The 16,486-nt window shown below is 61.9% G+C and carries 15 protein-coding genes; 8 read left to right on the top strand and 7 right to left on the bottom strand.

Annotated elements, in window-relative coordinates; translation table 11 throughout:
• Positions 1-120: 120 nt before the first annotated feature.
• From ACP7CJ_RS23150 to ACP7CJ_RS23125, 6 genes are read left to right on the top strand one after another with little or no spacing between them, the layout of a single operon-like run.
• Positions 121-3,042, top strand: coding sequence for a monovalent cation/H+ antiporter subunit A (locus tag ACP7CJ_RS23150; protein WP_276193565.1), 2,922 nt, complete (start codon positions 121-123; stop codon positions 3,040-3,042).
• Positions 3,042-3,386: a Na+/H+ antiporter subunit C gene (locus ACP7CJ_RS23145; protein ID WP_007986256.1), complete on the top strand. Its 345-nt coding sequence runs from the start codon at positions 3,042-3,044 to the stop codon at positions 3,384-3,386. Before ACP7CJ_RS23150 ends, ACP7CJ_RS23145 begins: the two co-directional genes overlap by 1 nt.
• Complete coding sequence (locus ACP7CJ_RS23140; protein WP_426102156.1) at positions 3,383-5,065, top strand: monovalent cation/H+ antiporter subunit D; 1,683 nt, start codon at positions 3,383-3,385, stop codon at positions 5,063-5,065. The genes ACP7CJ_RS23145 and ACP7CJ_RS23140 overlap by 4 nt, the downstream gene beginning before the upstream one ends.
• Entirely contained in the window at positions 5,062-5,550 is a 489-nt protein-coding gene (locus tag ACP7CJ_RS23135) for a Na+/H+ antiporter subunit E (protein ID WP_276193567.1), read from the top strand. The genes ACP7CJ_RS23140 and ACP7CJ_RS23135 overlap by 4 nt, the downstream gene beginning before the upstream one ends.
• Complete coding sequence (locus ACP7CJ_RS23130) at positions 5,547-5,825, top strand: K+/H+ antiporter subunit F (protein WP_276193568.1); 279 nt, start codon at positions 5,547-5,549, stop codon at positions 5,823-5,825. The genes ACP7CJ_RS23135 and ACP7CJ_RS23130 overlap by 4 nt, the downstream gene beginning before the upstream one ends.
• Entirely contained in the window at positions 5,822-6,160 is a 339-nt protein-coding gene (locus ACP7CJ_RS23125) for a Na+/H+ antiporter subunit G (RefSeq protein ID WP_426102154.1), read from the top strand. The genes ACP7CJ_RS23130 and ACP7CJ_RS23125 overlap by 4 nt, the downstream gene beginning before the upstream one ends.
• A gap of 127 nt (positions 6,161-6,287) precedes the next feature.
• On the opposite strand, the gene ACP7CJ_RS23120 is transcribed toward ACP7CJ_RS23125, so the two are convergent.
• The 3 genes from ACP7CJ_RS23120 to ACP7CJ_RS23110 form a co-directional block, all read right to left on the bottom strand.
• Complete coding sequence (locus ACP7CJ_RS23120) at positions 6,288-6,746, bottom strand: HIT family protein (RefSeq protein ID WP_426102174.1); 459 nt, start codon at positions 6,744-6,746, stop codon at positions 6,288-6,290.
• Positions 6,747-6,976: 230 nt separating this feature from the next.
• A complete protein-coding gene (gene cysS, locus ACP7CJ_RS23115) occupies positions 6,977-8,365 on the bottom strand; it encodes a cysteine--tRNA ligase (RefSeq protein WP_276193572.1) in 1,389 nt (462 codons plus the stop codon).
• Between the two features lie 14 nt (positions 8,366-8,379).
• A complete protein-coding gene (locus tag ACP7CJ_RS23110) occupies positions 8,380-10,077 on the bottom strand; it encodes a glutamine--tRNA ligase/YqeY domain fusion protein (protein WP_276193573.1) in 1,698 nt (565 codons plus the stop codon).
• Between the two features lie 247 nt (positions 10,078-10,324).
• Between ACP7CJ_RS23110 and ACP7CJ_RS23105 the strand changes: the two genes are divergently transcribed.
• Both ACP7CJ_RS23105 and lpxH read left to right on the top strand, forming a co-directional pair.
• Positions 10,325-10,828: a peptidylprolyl isomerase gene (locus ACP7CJ_RS23105; RefSeq protein ID WP_276193574.1), complete on the top strand. Its 504-nt coding sequence runs from the start codon at positions 10,325-10,327 to the stop codon at positions 10,826-10,828.
• Positions 10,825-11,574, top strand: a complete 750-nt coding sequence (gene lpxH, locus ACP7CJ_RS23100; protein WP_276193575.1) for a UDP-2,3-diacylglucosamine diphosphatase — start codon at positions 10,825-10,827, stop codon at positions 11,572-11,574. The genes ACP7CJ_RS23105 and lpxH overlap by 4 nt, the downstream gene beginning before the upstream one ends.
• Positions 11,575-11,778: 204 nt before the next feature.
• Here lpxH and ACP7CJ_RS23095 read toward each other — a convergent pair whose 3' ends face one another.
• Genes ACP7CJ_RS23095 through ACP7CJ_RS23080 form a run of 4 tightly spaced genes read right to left on the bottom strand, consistent with a single transcriptional unit; the run spans position 11,779 to position 16,441 of the window.
• Entirely contained in the window at positions 11,779-13,308 is a 1,530-nt protein-coding gene (locus ACP7CJ_RS23095; protein ID WP_276193576.1) for a DHA2 family efflux MFS transporter permease subunit, read from the bottom strand.
• A complete protein-coding gene (locus ACP7CJ_RS23090; RefSeq protein WP_276193577.1) occupies positions 13,308-14,504 on the bottom strand; it encodes an efflux RND transporter periplasmic adaptor subunit in 1,197 nt (398 codons plus the stop codon). Before ACP7CJ_RS23090 ends, ACP7CJ_RS23095 begins: the two co-directional genes overlap by 1 nt.
• 15 nt (positions 14,505-14,519) lie before the next feature.
• Entirely contained in the window at positions 14,520-15,971 is a 1,452-nt protein-coding gene (locus ACP7CJ_RS23085) for an efflux transporter outer membrane subunit (protein WP_426102152.1), read from the bottom strand.
• A complete protein-coding gene (locus ACP7CJ_RS23080; protein WP_247407614.1) occupies positions 15,968-16,441 on the bottom strand; it encodes a MarR family winged helix-turn-helix transcriptional regulator in 474 nt (157 codons plus the stop codon). The genes ACP7CJ_RS23085 and ACP7CJ_RS23080 overlap by 4 nt, the downstream gene beginning before the upstream one ends.
• Positions 16,442-16,486 lie beyond the last annotated feature (45 nt).

The following is a 16,486-nucleotide window of genomic DNA, read 5'->3' as shown; positions in this document are numbered from 1 at the left end:
TGAAACAATGCCAAATGGGCGTTTTCAGCCTACCTTGTAGGATTCAGCCACATGTTGCCGTTTGGTGATCGACAAAGCGGCACGTATGATGCATCCCAAACTCCCGCAGATTAGAAGCCTATGTCCCTGATAGTTCTACTGCTTCTGCCTTTTATCGGCAGCTGTCTGGCGGCCTTGCTGCCGCACAATGCGCGCAACACCGAATCCCTGCTGGCCGGCCTTATTGCCCTGGCCGGTACCGTTCAAGTCGCCCTGCTCTACCCTCAAATCGCCCACGGCGGGGTGATCCGCGAAGAATTCATGTGGTTGCCCAGCCTGGGCGTGAATTTTGTCTTGCGCATGGATGGCTTCGCCTGGTTGTTCTCGATGCTGGTACTCGGCATCGGCACGCTGGTGTCCCTGTATGCGCGTTACTACATGTCGCCGGACGATCCGGTGCCACGCTTCTTTGCGTTTTTCCTGGCATTCATGGGGGCCATGCTCGGCCTGGTGATCTCCGGCAACCTGATCCAGATCGTGTTTTTCTGGGAACTGACCAGCCTGTTCTCGTTCCTGCTGATCGGCTACTGGCATCACCGCGCCGATGCGCGACGCGGTGCCTACATGGCGTTGATGGTCACCGGCGCGGGCGGTCTGTGCCTGCTGGCCGGGGTGATGCTGCTGGGGCATATCGTCGGCAGCTATGACCTGGACCGGGTACTGGCGGCGGGCGATCAGATTCGTGCGCACTCGCTGTACCCGGTCATGCTGGTCCTGGTGCTGGTTGGTGCCTTGAGCAAAAGCGCGCAGTTCCCGTTCCACTTCTGGCTGCCCCACGCCATGGCGGCACCGACGCCGGTATCGGCCTATTTGCATTCGGCGACGATGGTGAAGGCCGGCGTGTTCTTGCTGGCCCGCCTGTGGCCGTCGCTGTCCGGCAGCGACGAATGGTTCTGGATCGTCGGCGGTGCCGGCGCCGTGACCCTCCTGCTCGGCGCTTACTGCGCCATGTTCCAGAACGATCTCAAGGGTCTGCTGGCCTACTCCACCATCAGCCACCTCGGGCTGATCACCCTGCTGCTCGGCCTCAACAGCCCGCTGGCCGCCGTCGCTGCGGTGTTCCATATCCTCAACCATGCCACCTTCAAGGCCTCGCTGTTCATGGCGGCGGGCATCATCGACCACGAAAGCGGCACCCGCGATATTCGCAAGCTCAGCGGCCTGGTGCGCTTGATCCCGTTTACCGCGACTCTGGCGATGGTGGCCAGTGCGTCCATGGCTGGCGTGCCGTTGCTCAATGGCTTCCTGTCCAAAGAGATGTTCTTCGCTGAAACGGTGTTTATCTCAGCAACCGCCTGGGTGGAAATCACCCTGCCGGTGATCGCGACCATCGCCGGCACCTTCAGCGTGGCCTACGCGCTGCGCTTCACGGTGGATGTGTTCTTCGGCCCGCCCGCAACCGACCTGCCGCATACGCCCCATGAACCGCCGCGCTGGATGCGCGCGCCGGTGGAGCTGCTGGTGTTCACCTGCCTGCTGGTGGGGATATTCCCGGCCCAGGTGGTCGGCTCGATCCTCGCCGCCGCCGCGCTGCCGGTGGTCGGCGGGGTGTTGCCAGAATACAGCCTGGCCATCTGGCACGGCTGGAACGCACCGATGATCATGAGCCTGGTGGCAATGTCCGGCGGCGTGGTGCTTTACCTGCTGCTGCGCAAGCAACTCAAGCGCGGGCGCTTCAAGTACCCGCCGATCATCAGCTACTTCAATGGCAAGCGCGCCTTCGAACGCTGCCTGGTGGTGATGATGCGCGGCGTGCGCAGGATCGAGAAACGCATCAGTACCAAGCGCCTGCAGACGCAGTTGTTCCTGCTGGTGCTAGTCGCCGTGATCGGCGGCATGATCCCAATACTCAACAGCGGCCTCAGTTGGGGCGACCGGCCGAAGATCCCGGGGTCCATCGTATTCGTCACCCTGTGGCTGCTGGCGATTGCCTGCGCCCTCGGTGCCGCCTGGCAAGCCAAGTACCACCGGCTGGCGGCCCTGACCATGGTCAGCGTGTGCGGCATGATGACCTGCATCACCTTCGTGTGGTTCTCGGCGCCGGACCTGGCGCTGACGCAGTTGGTCGTGGAAGTGGTGACCACCGTGCTGATCCTGCTGGGCCTGCGCTGGCTGCCACGACGGATCGAAGAAGTCTCACCACTGCCCCATACGTTGCGCAAGGCACGCATTCGCCGGCTGCGCGACTTCCTGCTGTCCACCGTGGTCGGTGGCGGCATGGCGCTGCTGTCCTATGCCATGCTGACCCGCCAGACGCCCAACGATATTTCCTCGTTCTACCTGAGCCGCGCCCTCCCCGAAGGCGGCGGCAGCAATGTGGTAAACGTGATGCTGGTGGACTTCCGTGGCTTCGACACCCTGGGCGAAATCACCGTACTCGGCGCCGTGGCGCTGACTGTGTACGCGCTGCTGCGGCGCTTCCGCCCCTCCAAGGAAAGCATGCAATTGCCCGCGCAACAGCGCCAACTCGCGCCGGACGCGGCCACCGACCTGATCAACCCACGCCAGGCCAGCGACACCGCGTTGGGCTACATGATGGTGCCGGCGGTGCTGGTGCGCCTGCTGCTGCCGATTGCGCTGGTGGTGTCGTTCTATCTGTTCATGCGCGGCCATAACCAGCCGGGCGGTGGTTTTGTCGCCGGCCTGGTGATGTCGGTGGCGTTTATCCTGCAATACATGGTCGCCGGCACCCAGTGGGTCGAGGCGCAGATGAGTTTGCGACCGATGCGCTGGATGGGCTTCGGCCTGTTCTCGGCGACCCTGACCGGCCTCGGTGCCTTGTTCGCCGGCTACCCGTTCCTCACCACCCATACCTGGCATTTGAGCTTGCCGGTGCTCGGCGACATCCATATCGCCAGCGCGCTGTTCTTCGACGTCGGCGTGTACGCCATGGTCGTCGGCTCGACGCTGCTGATGCTCACCGCTCTCGGTCACCAATCGGTGCGGGCCCATAAACCGAGCAACCAGCCGAAAACCGTTGCTACACCGGAAGGAGCCGCCTGATGGAAGAAGTCATCGCAATTGCCATTGGGGTCCTGGCGGCCTCCGGCGTCTGGTTGATCCTGCGACCACGGACGTTCCAGGTGGTGATGGGCCTGTGTCTGTTGTCATACGGGGTCAACCTGTTCATTTTCAGCATGGGTAGCCTGTTTATCGGCAAGGAGCCGATCATCAAGGACGGCGTGCCGCAAGACCTGTTGCACTACACCGACCCCCTGCCCCAGGCATTGGTGCTGACGGCGATCGTGATCAGCTTCGCCATGACCGCGCTGTTCCTCGTGGTACTGCTGGCGTCGCGGGGCCTGACCGGCACCGACCATGTGGACGGCCGGGAGCCCAAGGAATGACGTGGGTCAATCAACTGATCGTCGCGCCGATCCTGCTGCCGTTGCTGACCGCCGCCCTGATGCTGATGCTCGGCGAGAAGCACCGCCCGCTCAAGGCGCGTATCAACCTGTTCTCCAGCGTGCTCGGCCTCGGTATCGCGATCTTGCTGCTGTACTGGACACAACAAGGTGGCCCCGGTTCGATCGGCGTGTACCTGCCCGGCAACTGGCAAGTACCGTTCGGCATCGTGCTGGTGGTGGACCAACTGTCGGCGCTGATGCTGGTACTCACCGGGATCATCGGCGTGAGTGCGCTGCTGTTCGCCATGGCCCGCTGGGACCGCGCGGGCACCAGTTTCCATGCGTTGTTCCAGATCCAGATGATGGGCCTCTACGGCGCCTTTCTCACCGCCGACCTGTTCAACCTGTTCGTGTTCTTCGAGGTGTTGCTGGCGGCTTCCTACGGTTTGATGCTCCACGGTTCCGGCCGTACGCGGGTGTCGTCAGGGCTGCATTACATCGCGATCAACCTGCTGGCGTCGTCGCTGTTCCTGATCGGCGCGGCGCTGATCTATGGCGTCACCGGCACGCTGAACTTCGCTGACTTGGCGCTGAAAATCCCGCTGGTGCCGGAGGCTGATCGCGGCCTGTTGCACGCGGGTGCGGCGATCCTCGCCACGGCGTTCCTGGCCAAGGCCGGCATGTGGCCGCTGAACTTCTGGCTGGCGCCTGCGTACTCATCGGCCAGCGCGCCGGTGGCGGCGATGTTCGCGATCATGACCAAGGTCGGCGTGTACACCGTGCTGCGCCTGTGGACCCTGCTGTTCTCCAGCCAGGCCGGGGCGTCGGCGCTGTTCGGCGGCGACTGGCTGGTGTACGGCGGCATGGCGACCATCATCTGCGCGGCGCTGGCGATGGTGGCTGCGCAGCGCCTGGAGCGCATGGCCAGCTTGAGCATCCTGGTCTCGGCCGGCATCCTGCTGTCGTCGGTGGGTTTCGCCCAGCCCAGCCTGACAGCCGGGGCACTGTTCTATCTGGTCAGTTCCACACTGGCCTTGAGCGCGCTGTTCCTGCTGGCCGAATTGATCGAACGCTCGCGCTCGGCCAACGACCTGCCGCTGGACGAGGAGATCGACGCGCTGCCCAAAGCCATGGAATCCCTGCACCCACGCCCCGGCGTCAACCTCGATGACGAGCAGAAAGCCGTGGTCGGCCAGGTGATCCCCTGGACCATGGCATTCCTCGGCTTGAGCTTTGTCGCCTGCGCGCTGCTGATCATCGGCATGCCGCCGCTGTCAGGGTTTATCGGCAAGCTCAGCCTGTTGAGCGCGCTGGTCAATCCGCTGGGCTTGGGGCATGCGGTGGATGAGCCCATCCGCCCTGCCGCGTGGGGCCTGGTGACGTTGCTGATCCTGTCCGGCCTGGCCTCGCTGATCGCCTTCGCCCGCCTGGGCATCCAACGCTTCTGGACCCCAGAAGAGCGCCCTTCACCGCTGCTACGCCGTTACGAGTGCGTGCCGATCTTCTTCCTGCTCGGCCTGAGCATCCTGCTGACCTTCAAGGCCGAGCCGCTGATGCGCTATACCCTCGACACCGCCAAGCGCCTGAACAACCCGGAACAGTATGTGATGGCGGTCATGGCCACACGCCCGGTACCCAGCCCTGAAGCCAAGACCGCCGCGCTGGAGGTGCAGCCATGAAGCGCCTGTTCCCGGCCCCGTGGTTGTCGCTGGCGTTGTGGGTGTTGTGGCTGGTGCTGAACCTGTCCGTGAGCCCTGGCAACCTGCTGCTGGGCGCGCTGTTGGGCGTCCTCGCGCCGCTGCTGATGGCGCCGCTGCGCCCGTTGCCGATTCGTATCCATCGTCCCGGAGTGATCATTCGCCTGTTCTTCCGGGTAGGCCGTGACGTGATCGTCTCCAACCTGAAAGTGGCCTGGGGCGTGCTGGTGTGCGGCTCGCGGCCACCGCGTTCGCGCTTTATCAAAATCCCCCTGGACCTGCGCGACGCCAACGGCCTGGCCGTGTTGTCGATGATCACCAGCGTGACCCCAGGCACCGTCTGGTCGGAACTTGCCCTGGACCGCAGCATCCTGTTGTTGCACGTCTTCGACCTGGACGATGAAGCGCAGTTTATCCAGCACTTCAAACACGACTACGAACGGCCCTTGATGGAGATCTTCGAATGAGCGCCCTGCTCGCCAATGCGATCCTGTTCAGCCTGTTCCTGTTCTCGCTGGCCATGGCGCTGACGCTGATCCGCCTGTTCAAAGGCCCCTCGGCCCAGGACCGGGTCCTGGCGCTGGACTACCTGTACATCCTGGCGATGCTGATGATGCTGGTGCTGGGCATTCGGTATGCCAGTGATACCTACTTCGAAGCGGCGCTGTTGATCGCGCTGTTTGGCTTTGTCGGGTCATTTGCCCTGGCCAAATTCCTGCTGCGTGGCGAGGTGATCGAATGATGCCGTTATGGATTGAAGTGTGCGTGGCCGTGTTGCTGGTGCTGAGCAGCGTGTTTGCACTGATTGGCGCAATCGGGTTGCTGCGCATGAAGGATTTCTTCCAGCGCATGCACCCGCCGGCACTGGCCTCGACGCTGGGCGCGTGGAGCGTGGCGTTGGCGTCGATCATCTATTTTTCGGTACTCAAGTCCACGCCGGTGCTGCATGGCTGGCTGATCCCGATCTTGTTGTCGATCACGGTGCCGGTGACGACGCTGCTGCTGGCGCGCACGGCGTTGTTCCGCAAGCGCATGGCCGGTGACGATGTGCCCGCCGAGGTCAGCAGCCGTCGCTGAGTGCTGAAGCGAACACGGTCAAAAAATGTGGGCGGGGGCTTGCTCCCGATAGCGGTGTGTCAGTCAATGCATCTGTCGCTGACACACCGCTATCGGGAGCAAGCCCCCTCCCACATTTGGATCGACGCTAGGCGAAGGACCGGATGTGTGCCGCCAACTCCGCCAATTCGGCATCATCCGCCCGATCCGAATCGTGCGACGAGATATACCCTTCATAGGCCTCAAAGAACTTATCCACCTTCGAGCTCAACGGTTTGAACGTGCTGTCCTGCCCCGTCCCATGCATGGGAAACAGCTTCGCATGCAGATGATCCACCCCGTACCCTTCGAGGATCATCCCCGTGCGCGCCACATCGGGAAACGCCCGGTCGATCTGCAGCGCCGTTTTCTTCGCCGCCACAACCAGACCTGCCAGCACTTCATCCGACTGTGCAAACGCATAACTGCCGTAATGTTGCTTGGGGATCACCACGCTGAAACCTGGGGTGTTGGGGAAAATAGACAGGAAGGCCATATGGTGTTCGTCTTCCCACAGAATGTGGGCCGGGGAGGTTTTTCGGACAATGCTGCAGAAAATACAATCCATTTGAATCACCGTCAGTTTCATCATGGGCTTTGGTCTGGTCGACCATCTAAAGCCAGGATTGGACGGGCGTCAAAACAAATGGGCTTTTTCCAAAACGTCGCCGGTTTGATACGACTCGAAGCGTGTTCCGACAGCGTTACGAAGGCGGACCCTTCGCGCATGTTTCGCTTAACCCAAAAATGAAAAACGCCCCGAACCAGTCGGGGCGTTTTTCATTCAGCGCTGACTGATCAAACCTGATCAGCCAACCGCCACGTCGTCCCACCCTTGCCGTCTTCCAACACCACACCCATCGCGGTCAGTTGGTCACGGATGCGGTCGGACTCCGCCCAGTCCTTGTTGGCCCGAGCGGCCAAACGCGCCTGGATCAGCGCGTCTACTTCAGCCGCATCCACACGCCCTTCAGCGCCGGCTTGCAGGAAGTCTTCGGCTTGCATCTGCAACACCCCCAGCACGCTGGCCAGTTCTTTCAAGCGCGCAGCCAGGCCGGCCGCTGCGTCGAGATCGCTCTCACGCAGGCGGTTGATCTCGCGCACCATCTCGAACAGCACCGCGCAGGCTTCCGGTGTGCCGAAGTCGTCGTTCATCACTTCGGTAAACCGTGCCACGAACGCTTCGCCGCCGGCCGGGGCCACGCAGGGCAGGCCTTTCAACGCGTGGTAGAAACGCTCCAGAGCGCCTTTGGCGTCCTTGAGGTTGTCTTCCGAGTAGTTGATCGCGCTGCGATAGTGGCTCGACACCAACAGGTAACGCACCACTTCCGGATGGTACTTTTCCAGCACGTCGCGGATGGTGAAGAAGTTGTTCAAGGACTTGGACATCTTCTCGCCATTGATGCGGATCATGCCGCAGTGCATCCAGGCGTTGGCGTAGGTCTTGCCGGTGGCGGCTTCGCTTTGGGCGATTTCGTTTTCGTGGTGCGGGAACTCGAGGTCGCTGCCGCCGCCATGAATGTCGAAGGTCTCGCCCAGGCAGCAGGTGGACATCACCGAGCATTCGATGTGCCAGCCCGGACGCCCGGCGCCCCATGGCGATTCCCAGCTCGGCTCGCCGGGCTTGGTGCCTTTCCAGAGCACGAAGTCGAGCGGGTCTTGCTTGGCTTCGTCGACTTCGATACGCGCGCCGATGCGCAGGTCTTCGATTTTCTTGCGCGACAGCTTGCCGTAGCCCATGAACTTGGCGACGCGGTAGTACACGTCGCCATTGCCTGGGGCGTAGGCGTAGCCCTTGTCGATCAAGGTCTGGATCATCGCGTGCATGCCCGGGATATGGTCCGTGGCGCGCGGTTCCATGTCCGGCTTGAGGATGTTGAGGCGCGCCTCATCCTCGTGCATCGCGGCGATCATGCGCGCGGTCAGCGCGTCGAACGACTCGCCGTTTTCATTGGCGCGGTTGATGATCTTGTCGTCGATGTCGGTGATGTTGCGCACATAGGTCAAGTCGTAGCCGCTGAAACGCAACCAGCGGGTCACCAGGTCAAAGGCGACCATGCTGCGGCCGTGGCCGATGTGGCAGTAGTCGTACACGGTCATGCCGCACACGTACATGCGCACCTTGTTGCCATCCAGCGGCTTGAAGACTTCTTTGCTCTTGCTGAGCGTGTTGTAGATCGTTAGCACGACGGTTCCTTAAATCACTGGCCCCACGAATCACGCAAGGTCACGGTACGGTTGAATACCGGGTGACCAGGTTTCGAGTCCTTGATATCCGCGCAGAAGTAACCTTCGCGCTCGAACTGGAAACGGTCTTCCGGCTGTGCATTGCCAAGGGATGGCTCGGCACGACAACCCGTGAGTACTTGCAGGGAGTTCGGATTGATGTTGTCGAGGAAGCTCGCGCTGTCTTCGGCTTTCTCAGGGTTCGGCGAACGGAACAGACGATCGTACAGACGCACTTCGCACTCGACGCTGGCAGCGGCCGGCACCCAGTGGACCACGCCTTTGACCTTGCGGCCTTCAGGGTTCTTGCCCAGGGTCTCTGGGTCATACGAGCAACGCAGTTCGACGATATTACCCTCGGCGTCCTTGATCGCTTCGTCGGCGCGGATCACGTAGCTGCCGCGCAGGCGCACTTCGCCGGCAGGTTCCAGGCGCTTGTAGCCTTTTGGCGGCTCTTCCATGAAGTCGTCATGGTCGATATAGATTTCACGGGCAAATGGCAGTGCGCGCACGCCCATGTCTTCTTTCGGGTGGCGTGGCAGTTCGAGGTTCTCGACCTGGCCTTCCGGGTAGTTGGTGATCACGACTTTCAGCGGGCGCAGCACGCACATGGCACGCGGGGCGCTGTGGTCGAGGTCGTCACGGATGCTGAATTCGAGCATGCCGAAGTCGACCACACCGTCGGAACGGTTGGTGCCGACCATTTCGCAGAAGTTGCGGATGGATTTGGGCGTGTAGCCGCGACGACGGAAGCCCGACAGCGTCGACATGCGTGGGTCGTCCCAGCCGTTGACGTGCTTTTCATCCACCAGTTGCTTGAGCTTGCGCTTGCTGGTGATGGTGTAGTTCAGGTTCAGGCGGCTGAATTCGTACTGGCGCGGCTGTGCCGGAACCGGCAGGTGCTCCAGGAACCATTCGTACAGCGGACGGTGGCTTTCGAACTCCAGGGTGCAGATGGAGTGGGTGATGCCTTCGATGGCGTCCGACTGACCGTGGGTGAAGTCGTAGTTCGGGTAGATGCACCACTTGTCACCGGTCTGATGGTGGTGGGCATGGCGGATGCGGTACATGATCGGGTCGCGCAGGTTCATGTTCGGCGAGGCCATGTCGATCTTGGCACGCAGTACACGGGCGCCATCGGCGAACTCACCGGCGCGCATGCGGGCGAACCAGTCCAGGTTCTCTTCCACGGAACGGTCGCGGAACGGGCTGTTCTTGCCCGGCTCGGTCAGGCTGCCACGGTATTCCTTGGCCTGTTCAGGGGTGAGGTCGTCGACGTAGGCCTTGCCGGCCTTGATCAGTAAGATGGCCCAGTCGAACAACTGGTCGAAATACTTGGACGCATAGCGCACTTCACCGGACCATTCGAAGCCCAGCCACTTGATGTCGCTTTCGATGGCGTCGATGTATTCCTGGTCTTCCTTGGCCGGGTTGGTGTCGTCGAAACGCAGGTGCGTGACGCCACCGAACTCCTGGGCCAGACCGAAGTTCACACAGATCGACTTGGCGTGACCGATGTGCAGGTAGCCGTTGGGCTCTGGCGGGAAGCGGGTGACGATCTGCGTGTGCTTGCCCGAATCCAGGTCCGCCTGGATGATCGGGCGCAGGAAGTTGACCGTGGCGGCAGGGCCGGCCTTGGCGTTCGAGGTAGGGTCGACAGTGGGCTTGCTCATAATATCCTTGAACAGACGAGTACGTGGCCTTGGTCAGGCCAGATAAAACAAAGGGCTTATCATAGCCGAAGCGGCCAACCGCCTGACAGAGCGCGGCCCAAAACTGCTGCTTTAATTGCCCGGGCGGTAAAAAACCACCTCGAAATTCCCGCAGGGCACGCTAAACTGCGCGCCTTGGCCATCGTTTAGCCAAACAGGTCAGGCGCACAGCGCCTGAACCCACGAATTCCCTGAAAGAGTAGTGAACATGACTCAAGTCAAACTGAGCACCAACCACGGTGACATCGTCATCGAACTGAACGCCGAGAAAGCGCCGATCACCGTCGCCAACTTCATTGAATACGTGAAAGCCGGCCACTACGAAAACACCGTTTTCCACCGTGTCATTGGCAACTTCATGGTCCAGGGCGGCGGTTTCGAGCCTGGCATGCAAGAAAAGAAAGACAAGCGCCCAAGCATCCAGAACGAAGCGGACAACGGCCTTTCCAACGACAAATACACCGTCGCCATGGCCCGTACCATGGAGCCGCATTCGGCCTCCGCGCAATTTTTCATCAACGTCGCCGACAACGCCTTCCTCAACCACAGCGGCAAGAACGTGCAGGGCTGGGGCTACGCGGTGTTTGGTAAAGTCACCGAAGGCACTGACGTCGTCGACAAGATCAAAGGTGTTGCCACCACCAGCAAAGCCGGCCACCAAGACGTACCAGCAGACGACGTGATCATCGAGAAAGCCGAGATCATTGAGTGATATTGCTGATTTCAGACTTGCATCTGGAAGAGGAGCGCCCGGACATTACCCGGGCGTTTCTGGATTTACTCCACGGCCGCGCCCGTGGCGCCCAGGCGTTGTACATTCTCGGGGACTTCTTTGAAGCCTGGATTGGCGACGATGGGATCACCCCTTTCCAGCGCTCGATTTGCGCGGCCCTGCGCGAACTGAGCGACAGCGGCACGCCGATTTTCATCATGCATGGCAACCGTGACTTCCTGCTCGGCAAGGCGTTCTGCAAAGCCGCAGGCGCCACCTTGCTCAAGGACCCGAGCGTCGTGCAGCTCGCCGGCGAGCCCGTGCTGCTGATGCACGGCGACAGCCTCTGCACCCGCGACGTCGGCTATATGAAGCTGCGGCGCATCCTGCGTAACCCGATTGCGCTGTTTATCCTGCGTCACCTGCCCCTGCGCACCCGCCACAAGCTGGCCCGCAAGCTGCGCAGCGAAAGCCGGGCGCAGACGCGGATGAAGGCCAACGACATTGTCGATGTCACCCCCGAGGAAGTGCCGCGGGTGATGCAGCAGTTCGGCGTGCGCACCTTGGTCCACGGCCATACGCACCGCCCCGCCATTCATAAGTTGCAGATTGGTGACCAGGCGGCCAAGCGCATTGTGCTGGGGGATTGGGACAAGCAAGGCTGGGCATTGCAGGTGGATGAGCAAGGGTTTCAGTTGGCGGCGTTTGACCTTGTGAACCCGCAACTGGCACTGCCCGGCGCCTGATCAACTGTGGGAGGGGGCTTGCTCCCGATGGCGGTGTATCAGTCAGCCTGTTTGAAGCTGACCCACCGCTATCGGGAGCAAGCCCCCTCCCACAGTTGATTGCATTCCAGCCTTGGTTGATTGCTTTCCAGCCCTGGCTGATTGCATTCCAGCCTTGACAGATTGCATTCCAACCTTGGTTGATTGCTTTCCAGCCCGGGCAGATCAGTGCCCTGATGCAGCCGGCCCCGCCTTCGCGGTGAACGGCGGCTTGGCCAGCCACACCAGCAGCATCAAGCCCATGAACATCCACCCCAGCAACGTGAAGTAATCCACGGTGGACATCATGTACGCCTGGCTGGTGAGGATCTGGTCCAACTGCGCATAAGCCTTGTGCCCTGCCCCACCGAGTGCGTCCAGTGCATTGCGGGTGGCCGCGTCATAGGTGGTCATGTTCTCGCTCATGTACGCATGGTGCTGGTCCGCGCGGCGAATCCAGATCCACGTGGTCAGCGAGGCCGCGAAGCTACCGCCCAGGGTCCGCAGGAAGGTCGCAAGACCTGCACCGTCGGCGATCTGGTGCGGCGGCAGGTCGGACATCAGGATGCTCAAGGTCGGCATGAAGAACAGCGCCACGCCGATACCCATGAACAACTGCACCAGGGCGATGTGCTGGAAGTCCACCTCATTGGTGAAGTTGGCGCGCATGAAGCAGCTCAAGCCAATCGCCAGGAACGCCAGGCCCGCCAGCAGGCGCAGGTCGAATCTGTGCGCGTACTTGCCGACAAACGGCGACATCAGCACCGGCAGAATACCGATCGGCGCCACCGCCAGGCCGGCCCAGGTCGCGGTGTAGCCCATCTGGGTTTGCAGCCACTGCGGCAGGATCAGGTTGATACCGAAGAAGCCCGCGTAGCCGAGGACCAACACGATGGTGCCGATGCGGAAGTTGCGGTAGGCGAACAGCCGCAGGTTGACCACCGGGTGTTTGTCGGTCATCTCCCAGATGATGAACACCGCCAGGGCAATCACCGAAATCGCCGCCCCCACGAGGATGAAGTTGGACTCGAACCAGTCCAGGTCGTTGCCCTTGTCGAGGATGATCTGCAACGCGCCGACCCCGACGATCAAGCTCAACAGCCCCACATAGTCCATCGGCTGGTAGCTGGTGACCACCGGGCGTTTCTTCAGTTGCGAACGCACCACCATCACCGCAAAGATGCCGATGGGCACGTTGATAAAGAAGATCCACGGCCAACTGTAGCTGTCGGTGATCCAACCGCCGAGGATGGGACCGGCAATCGGCGCCACCACCGTGACCATCGCCAATAACGCCAGGGCCATGCCGCGCCTCGCCGGCGGGTAGACCGCGATCAGCAGCGTTTGGGTCATCGGGTACAACGGCCCGGCCACCAAGCCTTGCAGCACCCGAAAGCCAATCAGCTCGGGCATCGAAGTGGAAATACCGCAAAGAAACGAGGCCAGCACGAACAGAATGGTGGCCCAGAGAAACAGCTTCACCTCGCCAAAGCGCCGGCTCAACCAGCCGGTCAGCGGCAGGGCAATGGCGTTGCTCACCGCGAACGAGGTGATCACCCAGGTGCCCTGCTCCGAACTCACACCGAGGTTGCCGGAGATGGTCGGCAACGCCACGTTGGCGATCGTGGTATCAAGCACCTGCATGAAAGTCGCCAGCGACAGGCCAATAGTGGCCATCAGCAAGCTGGGCGGCGAGAAGGACGCGTTATTGCTCATCAGCGTTGCGCAGCCTTGGGCGCGGCGAGGCTGTTGTCATGGATCAACTGAGTGATCATGGCGTCAGCCTCGGCCAATTGGCGATCATACACATTGGTGGTGAACGAGGCCTTTTGCGGCGCCTGTTGCGCCAATACCGGGCCGCTCTGGTCGTGCAGGTCAACGTTGACCACGGTGCTCAAGCCCACGCGCAGCGGGTGCTTGGCCAATTCTTCAGCATTGATATGAATGCGCACCGGCACCCGTTGCACGATCTTGATCCAGTTGCCGGTGGCGTTCTGCGCAGGCAGCAAGGCAAACGCACTGCCGGTGCCGGCGCCGAGGCTGTCGATGGTGCCGCTGTACTTCACATCGCTGCCGTAAATGTCAGCTTCGATGTCCACCGGCTGGCCGATGCGCATATTGCGCAGTTGGGTTTCCTTGAAGTTGGCGTCGATCCACAACTGGTCCAGCGGGATCACCGCCATCAATGCCGTGCCCGGCTGCACGCGCTGACCCAGTTGCACGGTGCGCTTGGCCACATAGCCGGTCACGGGGGCGATCAAGGTGCTGCGCGCATTGCCCAGGTAGGCCTGGCGCAGTTGCGCGGCGGCAGCTTGCACGTCCGGATGGGACGAGATCACGGTGTCATCCACCAGGGCGGTACTGGTCTTGAGCTGCTGTTCGAGGTTGGTCAGGGCGTTCTTGGCCGCAGTCAGCCCGTCGCGGGCGTGGGACAGCTCCTCCTGGGAAATCGCCCCCCCCTGGGCCAGCGTCTTACGCCGGTTGAAATTGTCCTGGGCGGTTTGCATGTCGGCTTTCTGCGCATTGACCTGGGCTTTTATGCCATCGACGTTGCTGTACAACCCTCGCACCTGGCGCACGGTGCGGGCCAGGTTGGCCTGGGCACTTTGCAGGCCGACGGCTGCGTCGTTGGGGTCGAAGTTGATCAGCACCTGGCCTTCGTGGACCAGGTCGCCATCGTCGGCGCCGATGCTGACCACCGTGCCGGTGACCAGCGGGGTGATTTCCACCACGTTGCCGTTGACGTAGGCGTCGTCGGTGCTTTCATTGAAGCGACCGTAGAGTTCATACCAGCCCCACACGCCGACGACGCTGAGGATGACGATCAGCGTCAGGCCGATCAGCATCACTTTACGTTTGCGTGGGTTGTTATCGGGTTTTCCCGTTGCGGTGTTGCTTTCGGCAGTGGCCATGTCAGTTACCTCAAATTATTCCGTGCGTGTAGCTGGGGTGGTCGACGCCACGTTTGCGGCGCTGTAGCCGCCACCCAGGGCTTGCATCAATTGGATCGACAAATCGATTTGCGCGGCATTCAGGGCCGCTAGCTGGCGCTGCGCTTGCAGCAATTGCTGCTCGATGCTGAGCACGTCCAGGTAGTTACCGATTCCAGAGCTGTAACGCAGCATCGCGGTGTCGTAGGACTGCTGGGCAATGTCCGCGGCGTGTTGCTGGGCCTGGATCTGCCGACCGGTTTCGCGCAGTTGTGAAAGGGTGTTGCCAATATCGCCCAGGGCTTGCACCAAGGTTTTGTTGTACTGGGCCACAGCCAAGTCGTAGTCGGCATCACGCGCATCGAGGTTGGCGCGCAGGCGACCGCCGTCGAAGATCGGCAGCGAGATCGTCGGCGCAATGTTGAAGAACCGGCTGGCCGAACCGAACATCGCGTCCCCCAGCAACGACTCGGCCCCGGCGCTCGCGCTCAGGTTGAGGTTGGGGTAGAAGTTGGCCTTGCCGGCGGCGACGTTCTTGCTCGCGGCCTCTACACGCCAACGGGCGGCGATCAGGTCCGGGCGGCGGCCCAGCAATTCGGCGGGCAGCACCGAAGGCACTGCGACGGCGCTGGGCTTGAGCACCGCCGGACGCGCCAGTTCGTTGCCGCGATCCGGGCCTTTGCCGAGCAACACCGCCAGGGCGATTTTGGCGCTCTGCAGTTGTTTTTCCGCATCGATCAGTTGCGACTGGGAGCTGGCTTCCAGGCTTTCGGTCTGTTGGAACTGGTACTGGCTGTCGATGCCTGAGTTGAGGCGGCGCTGGCTCAGGTTGAGCATTTGCCGGGTGCGTTTGAGGTCGTCATTGGCCAGGTCACGCACGATATGGGCCTGGCCCAAATCACTGTAGGCCTTGGCCACATCGGCCGCCAGGGTCAGGCGCGCGGCCTGTTGGTCGACTTCGGCGGCGCGGGCCTGGCCCAAGGCGGCTTCCCAGGCAGCACGCTGGCCGCCCCAGAGGTCGAAGTTGTAGTTGAAGCTCGCGCCGATATTTCGCACGGTCGAGTAGGCATCGCCCTGCCCCAGCGGGTCCTGGTCCTTGGCCAGGCGCGAACGGCTGACACCGGCGCTGGCGTCCAGGGTCGGCATGCGTGCGGCATTGGCGGCATAGGCGGCGGCTTCGGCCTGATGGGCACGGGCGCTGGCCACTTGCATGTCGGGGCTGTTTTGCAGGGCTTCCTGGATCAGGCCGTCGAGCTGCGGGTCGCCGAGGCTTTTCCACCAGTCGGCGCTGGGCCAGGCGGCGCTCGACAGGGTCACGCCGGTCAACGACTTACCGGTCTGCAGGGTGTTGGCGTCGAGGCGCTGGCCCTGAGTGTCGAGGCCGCTGAAGTTGGCGCAACCGGCCATGCTCATGGCCGCCAGCACCAGGCAAAGGGCACGTGTGTTCATTCTCTACCTACCCGCTGAAGGGTGATGGGATCACCGGCAGCTATCAGAATTTTCTTGAGGATTTTTTCCAGGGTTTGCAACTCACCCGGTTCCAGTGCGCTGGCCAACTGGTTCAACGCCTCGGCGCCGATGTAGGGCAGCATGTCCGCCAGGCGCTGACCGTCATCCGTCAGCACCAACTGCACTTGGCGGCGGTCCAGCTCCGAACGCTTGCGACCAAGCAGGCCCTTTTGCTCCAGGCGGTCGAGCATGCGGGTCATCGAACCGCTGTCCAGCGACAGGTTGCGGCACAGCTCCGCCGGGGTGTCGACCCCGAACTGCGCCATGATGATCAACACCTTGAACTGCGCGGCGGTGATGCCGTGGGGTTCCATATGGGTGTCGATGATCTTGTCTTTAAGGATGGCCGCACGGCCGAGCAACAGCCCAAGTTGGCAGTTGTGGAAGTTGTCCGGGGTGAAGTGCTTCATCGAAAGTCACCTTATTACTGCCTAGGCAGTGAATGTGTGACGAGA

It is taken from the genome of Pseudomonas sp. PSPC3-2 (genome assembly GCF_049897085.1).
Taxonomy (GTDB): Bacteria; Pseudomonadota; Gammaproteobacteria; order Pseudomonadales; family Pseudomonadaceae; genus Aquipseudomonas; species Aquipseudomonas paraveronii.
The sequence above is the reverse complement of the archived record's forward strand: the minus strand, read 5'-3'. Positions and strand labels throughout refer to the sequence as shown.

What these genes read in the sequence shown, in the direction of transcription:
- ACP7CJ_RS23130 (WP_276193568.1), top strand. Translation starts at nt 5,547, where the DNA reads ATGAGCGCCCTGCTCGCCAATGCGATCCTGTTCAGCCTGTTCCTGTTC.
- ACP7CJ_RS23090 (WP_276193577.1), bottom strand. Translation starts at nt 14,504, where the DNA reads ATGGCCACTGCCGAAAGCAACACCGCAACGGGAAAACCCGATAACAAC.
- ACP7CJ_RS23085 (WP_426102152.1), bottom strand. Translation starts at nt 15,971, where the DNA reads ATGAACACACGTGCCCTTTGCCTGGTGCTGGCGGCCATGAGCATGGCC.
- ACP7CJ_RS23105 (WP_276193574.1), top strand. Translation starts at nt 10,325, where the DNA reads ATGACTCAAGTCAAACTGAGCACCAACCACGGTGACATCGTCATCGAA.
- ACP7CJ_RS23140 (WP_426102156.1), top strand. Translation starts at nt 3,383, where the DNA reads ATGACGTGGGTCAATCAACTGATCGTCGCGCCGATCCTGCTGCCGTTG.
- ACP7CJ_RS23150 (WP_276193565.1), top strand. Translation starts at nt 121, where the DNA reads ATGTCCCTGATAGTTCTACTGCTTCTGCCTTTTATCGGCAGCTGTCTG.
- ACP7CJ_RS23125 (WP_426102154.1), top strand. Translation starts at nt 5,822, where the DNA reads ATGATGCCGTTATGGATTGAAGTGTGCGTGGCCGTGTTGCTGGTGCTG.
- ACP7CJ_RS23120 (WP_426102174.1), bottom strand. Translation starts at nt 6,746, where the DNA reads ATGGATTGTATTTTCTGCAGCATTGTCCGAAAAACCTCCCCGGCCCAC.
- ACP7CJ_RS23095 (WP_276193576.1), bottom strand. Translation starts at nt 13,308, where the DNA reads ATGAGCAATAACGCGTCCTTCTCGCCGCCCAGCTTGCTGATGGCCACT.
- ACP7CJ_RS23145 (WP_007986256.1), top strand. Translation starts at nt 3,042, where the DNA reads ATGGAAGAAGTCATCGCAATTGCCATTGGGGTCCTGGCGGCCTCCGGC.
- ACP7CJ_RS23135 (WP_276193567.1), top strand. Translation starts at nt 5,062, where the DNA reads ATGAAGCGCCTGTTCCCGGCCCCGTGGTTGTCGCTGGCGTTGTGGGTG.
- ACP7CJ_RS23110 (WP_276193573.1), bottom strand. Translation starts at nt 10,077, where the DNA reads ATGAGCAAGCCCACTGTCGACCCTACCTCGAACGCCAAGGCCGGCCCT.
- ACP7CJ_RS23080 (WP_247407614.1), bottom strand. Translation starts at nt 16,441, where the DNA reads ATGAAGCACTTCACCCCGGACAACTTCCACAACTGCCAACTTGGGCTG.